Raw genomic sequence first — 8,930 nt, forward strand, 5'->3', positions numbered from 1 at the left:
TACAACCGAAACAAAAGGATATTCCATAAAATGACCCCGTTTTTAACCTTTATTGTTTTCGAATCTGTTCATTTAGAAATATCATTCGTGAAATGGCGTGCAGTATGATTCCTGTAAATATCATAAAAGCCCCTATAATTGTCAGCATTACCATCAGGAGCGTTGGCCCGAAACGCAGGTATCCACCCAGAATGTAATCCTGTAAAAACTTAAGTCCCATAAGAAAACCGGTGGAGGCCATAATCAGGCCCGGAACGGCAAAATAGTACAGGGGGCGCCTGTACTCCATATCTTTTAGAATCTGAAACAGGACCCGGGGGCCATGTATGAAAGGATGCTCACTGGAACAATCCTCAAGATCATACCTGCAGTGAATTTCGACTTCCGTAAATTTCAGTTTATGGTCTCTTGCCTGAATAAGAATTTCGGAGCCGGCAGACATATCAGTGCCGTTAAGGTTTATATTATCAATAGCTTTTCTGCCATATGCCCGGAAACCACTCTGGGAATCAGTGACATTGAGACCACCTGCTATATAAGTTGCAATATCAAGAACTTTCATTCCAAACTTACGGTAAATAGGGACATTTTTTCCGTTGCCGTTGACGAACCTTGAGCCAATCACAAGGTCAAATCCCTGTTTTAAGGGCTCAAGAAGCCGGGGAATTTCGGAAGGATCGTGCTGGCCATCGGAATCAATTATGACCATAGCACCTGCGCCGAGGTTGCGGGCGGTTTCAAAACAGTTTCGAAGGGCTGCTCCGTATCCTCTGTTTATTTCATGGCGGACTACGTAGGCACCAAGGGATTCAGCGATATCAACAGTATTGTCCGTACTCCCATCGTCCACGACCACCACCCAGTCTACGTATTTTTTGCAGCCTTTGATAACATCTGCAATGGAATGGGCTTCGTTATACGCAGGCATGGCTGCAATAGTAATGGTCATGTGCTATCATCTACCTCTTTGATGAAAAAACTCAAGAATATTTATAAAGCGCCTTTCTATAGAGAAATCGGCGAGAATTTCAAATACATTGAATATATTTTTCAGAGTCATCGCTTCACAAACTTTAAAGGGTTTCTAAGGATCATCTGTAACCAGATCTACAGCGCATCATTTGGGGGATTGTTGTGCTCCTTTTAGGGAAAGGAAAGATGCCCTGTAAGCAAGTCAGAGTTCGGAATAAGACGTGTATTTGTTTAAAGATATGAGCTATATAAATATTGGGACCCAAAAAATAATTAAGCAGTCCGCCCGATAACGAAAAAGAAATAAGCTTAATTGGAAATCCCGTTAGCCAGAAAAGGAGCTTAAAGCGCTCCGATATAAATCTTACTTAGTATCAATATGGGAATAAAAATTTATACATATATAGGAATCAAGAGGTTTTTTGCAATACGCGATAACATAAAAAAAGAATAGACTTATTAGGGAAATGTTTTCAAAAAAATCCCGAGAATTAAGTTGAGAAGTAAAAAGTAGTAGTAATATAAAGAAAAATGAATATATTGTTATAACGTCGGGCAGGAGAAGGGAAAGAGTTTATACAAAAAAGTAATTTGAATAGATCGAGTTAAAACTATTATTGAAAAAAAGAGATGATTTAGGAACATAAGCTTTACTGAATAGAAAAAAAGGCTCAGGAATTGAAACTCAGACCAATCTCCAAATTCTGAAATATTTATAAGATCACTATATGGACGGTTACTTGCGCCCTGGGCCCACACTCTTGATGATTATGTTGACAATCAAACGACTTTTATGATATATAGGAATGTTTACAGGAAATACTGCATGCTGTGATGAGACTAATCTTCCCAATCGACATGAATAATATTGGCTCTTCACTATTTGTGGATAATTTAGAGTAAACTTCTAAACATAGTACAACACATATAATGTTTGAATACATTTTTGATTGGAAAAACATATTCAAGATCAATGTGTATCATTTGGGGCGGTCACTTTTCAACCGGGTAATTATTATCAACCCGCACAAAACACCGAAAAACCATCAATTTAAAGTAAGTTTAATATTTCCACAACTTCATTACAGAGGCGTACTTGATGAAAGCACTGGTTACTGGTTGCGCTGGGTTTATAGGATCTCACTTGACTGAAAGATTATTGAAAGAAGGATATGAGGTAGTAGGTGTTGACTGTTTTACCGCTTACTACTCTAAAAATATCAAAGATAATAATCTGTATACAGCTTTGAACCATGATAATTTTGAGTTTATAAATAAAGATTTGCTCTCTATTGACAAATACCCTGATGTAGATTATGTTTTCCATCAGGCCGCACAGGCCGGTGTCAGGGCATCATGGGGAAAATATTTTGATACTTATCTTGAATACAACATCAGATTGACTCAAAAACTGCTCGAATATTATAAGGACCGTAATATTAAAAAATTTGTGTATGCTTCTTCGTCATCTGTATATGGAAATACTGATGAGCTACCGATGAATGAAAAATCTTTATTAAATCCTGTCTCTCCTTACGGTGTTACTAAATTGGCAGCTGAGCATTTATGCTCGTTATATTGCACAAATTACAGCATGCCAACTATTTCTTTGAGATATTTTACCGTTTTTGGTCCGAGACAAAGGCCCGATATGGCGATTTTCAAATTTGTTAGTAAGATACTTAATGATGAGGAAATAACGGTTTATGGGAATGGATCTCAAACCCGAGATTTTACTTATGTTGATGATATAGTTGAAGCAAATTTTCTGGCAGCAACAAGTGATGTTGTAGGAGAAGTGGTGAATATCGGGGGCGGGAACAATATTACTGTCAATGATTTGATAAAACAAATAGAGTTAACCGTCGGAAAACAGGCAAAAATAAAGTATATAGATACTCAGAAAGGCGATGTCAAGAATACTAAGTCTAATGTAACAAAAGCAAGAAAGTTGCTTAATTGGAAAGCGGAAACAAACATTGTTGAAGGATTAGATAAATTTATCGAATGGTTTAGAGAAAACAAATATCTCTACAAATGATTAGATCTATGAATCCGGAGAGTTCTATACTAATCAGGATTTGGTTTTCATAATTATATAGGGTTATCGCTTTATTTTTTGAGGCAAAAAATTATAGATTTTAAAGCTGAGTGAATATAACTCCTTAAAAGAATTCCGAATATCTGCAATGAGATGAAATTACAGGGTAATCGAAAGTAATCTAAAAAAATTATAAATGGTTGATTCCTCTATGAAAAAAGATCTCGTTAGTGTTGTAATGTCTGCTTATAATTCGGAAAAATTTATTTCGGACTCAATTTCCAGTATATTAAATCAAACTTATGATGATTGGGAACTTGTGATTATAAATGACGCTTCTTCGGATAATACTTTAGAAATAATTAATCAATTTTCAGAAAAGGACCCTCGGATCAAAGTAATTGACAATGAAAAGAATATTGGTTTGACGATTTCTCTTAACGTTGGTATTAAAAATTCCAATGGAGAGTTTGTTGCAAGATTGGACTCGGATGATCTTGCAGAACCCTCAAGGCTGGAGAAACAGATTAATTACTTACATAATCACCCCGATGTTGGATTAGTCGGATCTGGAGCTTATTTAATAAACAGTTTCGGGAATAAAATTGGCTTTATGAATGTAATGTCACAACCGGATTTTGTGAATAAATTTATGAATAATCTTAATCCTTTTATTCATAGCTCTATAATGGTCAGAAGGAAAGCTTTAGATGATGTGGGATCTTATAGAGAAAAATTTCGATATTCACAGGATTATGATCTGATTTTGAGACTTAGTGACAAGTACAAATTGTCTAACATCGCACAACCTCTTATTAGATGGAGAGTTTCTGATAACAGTTTAACTATGCAACATCATACTTTACAGAGAATATATGCAGATATTGCCAGAGAATTTGCAATAGAAAGAAGAAATTATAGTCATGATAGTTATGAATCAATTGAGTTTAATAACTTAATTGATGAAATGAAAATAAAGAACCAGGGCCGATATTTGTGTGACCGTGGTGTTTATGATCTTTTGTTTAATAGAAAATATAAAGATGGATGTGCAGAATTACTAAAAGGGATCTCAAAAGGTGGATTCCCGTATAATTCATATTATAGAGGGATTACGCAAATAATATCCAAAATAAGTGTAACTACCCAGCGCAGGAAAAAACAGCATCAATAAGCAGCTTCTTAAATACAAAATAAGCAAACCAAGCTGACTCCATTTTAGTTAATTGTTGGCTATTGATTATGTTTTTCAGTTTTAACAGAGGTAGTATGTTCAGGTATCCGAGATCGCAAAATCAACATCATTAGAATGATTTTGGGTACGTTGAATAGATACAAAATAAGTATATTATGATCATCTTTCGAGTAAGATTGTTTTATTTATCTTCTATCGGATCAAATATGTCTCATTTTTATTTAATTGTAGTAGGACTAAAATTATGAAAATCTGCATGTATACTTCTGAGTTCCCGCCAGATGTAGGTGGTATCAGCACTTATGTTTATAATTTGTCAAAACGACTTGTAGAAAGAGGACACGACGTTACAGTTATTACGAGAGGAACCTGGAGAAAAACATATTGTGAAGAGATAGAGGGGGTTTCTGTTTATAGGGTTAGATTTGTCCCGTTTTTTCCATCTCCGTTCAAAATTCATCAATTGTATATCAATAAATTGCTCAAATCTTTGAAGTTTAATTTTGATTTAATTCATTTGCATGGTACACTTATACCAGTAAAACCAGTTTTCAATAATTCGTGGAATGTTATATTCACTTCACACGGTGCTTCTAAAAAAAAATTGGACCATATGGAAACAAAAACGTTGCATTTTTTTATTGTAAAACTATTACGCAAACGTCTATTTAAAATCGAACAAGAAATTGTTGAGAAAAGTGATGTACTGACAGCTGTATCTAATTCCTGTGCTGATGATTTAAGAATATATCACCCACTAAAAAAAGAAATAACTATAGTTCATAATGGAGTTGATACTAATTTCTTTAGACCCTCTGAAAACAGATCAAATTTAAGGTACGTATTATATACTGGCCGGTTTGAAGTGTTTAAAGGATTATCAGATTTAATCGAATGTTCAAGCATTGTGTGCAAAAAATATCCTGATGTGAAATTTATTTTGGTAGGATCCGGAACTATATTAGATAATTTAAAAAAGCAGGTGAATAAACTTAAATTGGAAGATAATTTTGTATTTACGGGTTCTCTAAGTAAATCACAGATTATCGAATATTATCAAAATGCAACTATTTTTGTATTGCCTTCTTATAGAGAAGGATTCCCAACGAGTTTAATGGAAGCTATGTCATGTGGTATTCCTTCAATTGCAACAAACGTTGAAGGAAGTTTCGAATTAATAAAGGAGAGTGAAAATGGTTTATTGGTGCCCCCAAAGAATCCCGAAAAACTAGCTGAATCAATAATATATCTGTTAGAGAATGAAGAGTTCAGATACAGAATTGGGCACAGTGCCAGGGACCATATTGTAAAAAATTATGATTGGGAAACAATTACAGATGGGTTTGAAAAACTATATGACCAACTGTTCCATTAAGATGAATGATTTACCTATCTTTTCGTTAGTAAATAGTCAAAAGTTTTTCGGATTCGTAATGTTATGGTGCAGAAACAATAAGTGAGAAAATATTAATATAAACTACAACGCCTCCATATATTTATTGGGAGTTACGATTCATGAAATTATTTATTATTTATGGAAGGCAATTGGATTTGTTTAATGGATCCAATGTCCATGCAATTGAAGTATTTAACAATCTTCAAAATCTAGGTGTTGACGTGTTTCTCTTTTCTAAAAGTTCAGAAAATGGAAACTTTAAGAACTCTAATATCATAGAAGTCCCCTCTACTCATTTCCAGTTCCCATTTGCTAATTATTTAAATATATTCATATATCAACTAGCTCTTTTTTCGTATCTTAGTTATTATTCGATCAAAATAAAACCTGATTTATTTTATACAAGATTGGCTGGAAACAGTATCTCTTCTTCTATTGTATCGTCTCTGTTAAAAATTACTCAAGTTGGAGAAGTTAATGGTCTTACAATTGATGAAATGATTATTCAAGGTTCATCAAAACTGAATATTAAGATTGCAAGGTTAATAGAAAATATAAATTTTAATGGATGTAGTAAATTAGTTGCTGTAACGAGTGGAGTAAAAAAAGGACTTATGGATCTATATTCCATTCCTGAATCCAAAATTGTTGTAATTAATAATGGTGCTAACACGGATTTATTTACCCCAATGGAGAAAAATAAAGTAAAATGGGAATTAAATTTGGATACTTCATTATACTATGTCTGTTTTGTTGGGAATTTGGTCTCCTGGCAAGGTGTTGAATATCTAATCAAAGCAGCTCCATTAATCCTAAAAGAATGTGCTGATGTCCGTTTTATGGTTGTTGGAGACGGCATTATGAAAAAAGAATGGATGCAACTAGCAGATAATCTGGGTTTATCGGAGAAGTTTTTTTTTACTGGAAGAATCTCATACGAAAAGGTACCCATGTACATTAATGCCTCGGATATCTGTGTTGCCCCATTTATTCGTGAACGAAATTCAAAAATCGGTTTATCAGCGTTAAAAACATATGAATACCTTGCCTGCGGGAAACCCCTTGTAGCAAGTGGCATTCCGGGGGTAAAAGACTTAATCGAGGTTTCTGGAGGGGGAATTTCAGTAACACCCGAGGACCCTGAAGAACTTGCAGCTGCTGTGATAAAATTACTTCCCGATGAAAATGCAAGGAGCTTGATGGGTGATAAGGGTTGTAGATATGTTGTTGAAAATCACAGCTGGCATAGTGTTGCAAGAAAAGTACTGGCTGTTTGTAATGATGTGATTAAAAGTAATTAATTATGGGGGATATACATTGAAATTCTGTCTATTGTCGGAACGTGTCTCAATTTATTATCTACACGACTCAATCACAAAATCTAGCACCAGACTGAATAAAATATTTCACTTGTGACTCTTTAAATATATTTAAAGATTTGCATACACTTTTTTATAATATAAAGGCTAATTTACAATGAGAACAATTGAAATTTAGTAATATGTTTTGGCTAAATTAATTTTGATTGTTTGTATAGAAGGGGGGAATTGACTTACAGATGAGACGTTGTCTGGCAAAAGAGAATCATATTCGTTTGCCAGTATGCACCTCACAAACACATTTGCCTCTGGGCTGAAAATTATCACCAGAGCTCTTTGTAAATTCACTAAGGTTAGGGAGTGGATAATATTTGCAAAACCTCACTAAGTGGACCAATTGCAGAGGAAATAAATTAAACGAGTGTTTAATCAACATTTCCATTTTTTACAGTATGTTTGCCCATGAAAAAACTGACTCTTTGCACCCGGAAGTCGGGAAAAAATTTGATTCCGGTCGGCCTAAAATAACAGCGATGTTGAATCGAAAATTTGTAATCTTTTTCCTAATAGGCTGTCTTGTCCTTGCTAGTGTTCCTACTGCTTTATGCAAGACTCCCACGCCTCCTATTGTTTACGTTGCGGGGGACGGCAGCGGGGACTTCAACTGTGATGGAAAAGCCGATGATGTACAGATAAATCAGGCCCTTAAATTCGTGGCAGAGAATCCCGACTACGCCACCGTTTATCTTAAAGGTCCTTTTACCTATACCATAGAGAATACCATTTACATTCAAAGTAGTAACACGGTTCTTGAAGGTGATTCAGACGCGGTTGTCAAATTAGTTGACCATGCAGGATGGACTAATTCTCCTATGATACCCTTAATTGGCAGCAAGGGTCCTGTAACCAATCTTACTGTAAGAGGATTTGAAATAAATGTGAACTATCCCGGAAACACCGAAACTCCAAAAGGAAAAGGATATTACAACTGTATATATTTTGGTCGAGTAAAAAACATAACAGTTTGTAATATGTATATGCATGATGGACATGGGGATGGGCTGCGAGCATACTACTGTGAAAATATCCGATTCTATAACAACACAATCTCTCTGCTTGGACACGACGGGCTTTATGCTATTGAATCTAATAATGTAGAGGCATGGAATAACAAAATCACATGTCGGATAAATAGCGCTCTCCGGGTCTGGAACTCGGATAACGTAAAATTCCACGACAACTTTATTGATTCTTATCCGGATGCGGGTCCAGGTATTCAGGTTCAGAGATCCACCGGTAATATGGGTGTAGAAATCTATGATAATTTAATTACAAATACCTACGGACCAGGTATCTGGGTTATCGGGACCGCCGGAGCATATGATAAAAGATTATCAAGTTGCTATATCCACAACAACATTTTCAATGGCAGTGGCACAAATAAGAATATTCAATGGGTTGGGGGGGTTTTAGGCAGTGGTTTTCATAATGTCCTGATCGAAAATAACGTCTTTGACGGAGTTCATAACGCTGCAGTCGTGAACATGTACATGACTGATACTAATGCGGGACCCTCAGGAACTGGATTCACGACAACAGTCCGAAATAATATAATTACTAATACTGTCCCCAGAACCACAAAAGGAACCGGTACTGGATACGGAGTTTTAAACTGTCTTACCAGCTCCCACAAAATTGTGCTGGAAAATAACTGTCTCTACAGCAACACAGCCGGGAACTATAAAAATGTTAACTCAGCAACAGATATCTATGTAGATCCTCTTTTCGTGAATAGTAACAGTGGGGATTACCATCTCAAATCAGTAGCAGGTCGCTGGAATGGGGAAACCTGGGTAAAAGATAGCACAAGTTCTCCATGCATTGATGCTGGATCTGCTTCCTCTGATTACTCAAATGAGCCTGATGACAACGGAGGCAGGATCAACATAGGGGCATTCGGGAACACAAAGTATGCTTCAAAATCAGGAACACCAATAGTAGATAATC

The 8,930-nt window shown here is 35.6% G+C and carries 6 protein-coding genes; 5 read left to right on the forward strand and 1 reads right to left on the reverse strand.

All coding sequences use genetic code 11. The features are described from left to right. Positions 1-49: 49 nt before the first annotated feature. Positions 50-949: a glycosyltransferase family 2 protein gene (locus EO92_RS12130; RefSeq protein ID WP_048143955.1), complete on the reverse strand. Its 900-nt coding sequence runs from the start codon at positions 947-949 to the stop codon at positions 50-52. A gap of 1,122 nt (positions 950-2,071) precedes the next feature. Here EO92_RS12130 and EO92_RS12135 point away from each other — a divergent pair. The 5 genes from EO92_RS12135 to EO92_RS12155 form a co-directional block, all read left to right on the forward strand. Continuing rightward, the gene (locus EO92_RS12135) at positions 2,072-3,013 is read left to right on the forward strand and encodes an NAD-dependent epimerase/dehydratase family protein (protein WP_048171912.1); all 942 of its coding nucleotides are present in this window, start codon (positions 2,072-2,074) and stop codon (positions 3,011-3,013) included. Positions 3,014-3,224: 211 nt separating this feature from the next. Continuing rightward, positions 3,225-4,187 (forward strand): glycosyltransferase, encoded by a 963-nt coding sequence (locus EO92_RS12140; protein ID WP_048131982.1) that lies wholly within the window; start codon positions 3,225-3,227, stop codon positions 4,185-4,187. A gap of 265 nt (positions 4,188-4,452) precedes the next feature. Continuing rightward, on the forward strand, positions 4,453-5,583 hold the full coding sequence (locus tag EO92_RS12145) for a glycosyltransferase family 4 protein (RefSeq protein ID WP_048161810.1): 1,131 nt from the start codon (positions 4,453-4,455) through the stop codon (positions 5,581-5,583). Positions 5,584-5,723: 140 nt separating this feature from the next. Further along, a complete protein-coding gene (locus EO92_RS12150; RefSeq protein ID WP_048171914.1) occupies positions 5,724-6,905 on the forward strand; it encodes a glycosyltransferase family 4 protein in 1,182 nt (393 codons plus the stop codon). A gap of 551 nt (positions 6,906-7,456) precedes the next feature. Beyond that, a partial coding sequence (locus EO92_RS12155; protein ID WP_048171916.1) for a right-handed parallel beta-helix repeat-containing protein occupies positions 7,457-8,930 on the forward strand: 1,474 nt, incomplete at its 3' end.

Source organism: Methanosarcina sp. 2.H.A.1B.4, assembly GCF_000979385.1.
Classification (GTDB): domain Archaea; phylum Halobacteriota; class Methanosarcinia; order Methanosarcinales; family Methanosarcinaceae; genus Methanosarcina.

Bases quoted from the DNA above. Each gene is read 5' to 3' on its own strand.
- EO92_RS12130 (WP_048143955.1), bottom strand. From the start codon at position 949: ATGACCATTACTATTGCAGCCATGCCTGCGTATAACGAAGCCCATTCC.
- EO92_RS12150 (WP_048171914.1), top strand. From the start codon at position 5,724: ATGAAATTATTTATTATTTATGGAAGGCAATTGGATTTGTTTAATGGA.
- EO92_RS12135 (WP_048171912.1), top strand. From the start codon at position 2,072: ATGAAAGCACTGGTTACTGGTTGCGCTGGGTTTATAGGATCTCACTTG.
- EO92_RS12145 (WP_048161810.1), top strand. From the start codon at position 4,453: ATGAAAATCTGCATGTATACTTCTGAGTTCCCGCCAGATGTAGGTGGT.
- EO92_RS12140 (WP_048131982.1), top strand. From the start codon at position 3,225: ATGAAAAAAGATCTCGTTAGTGTTGTAATGTCTGCTTATAATTCGGAA.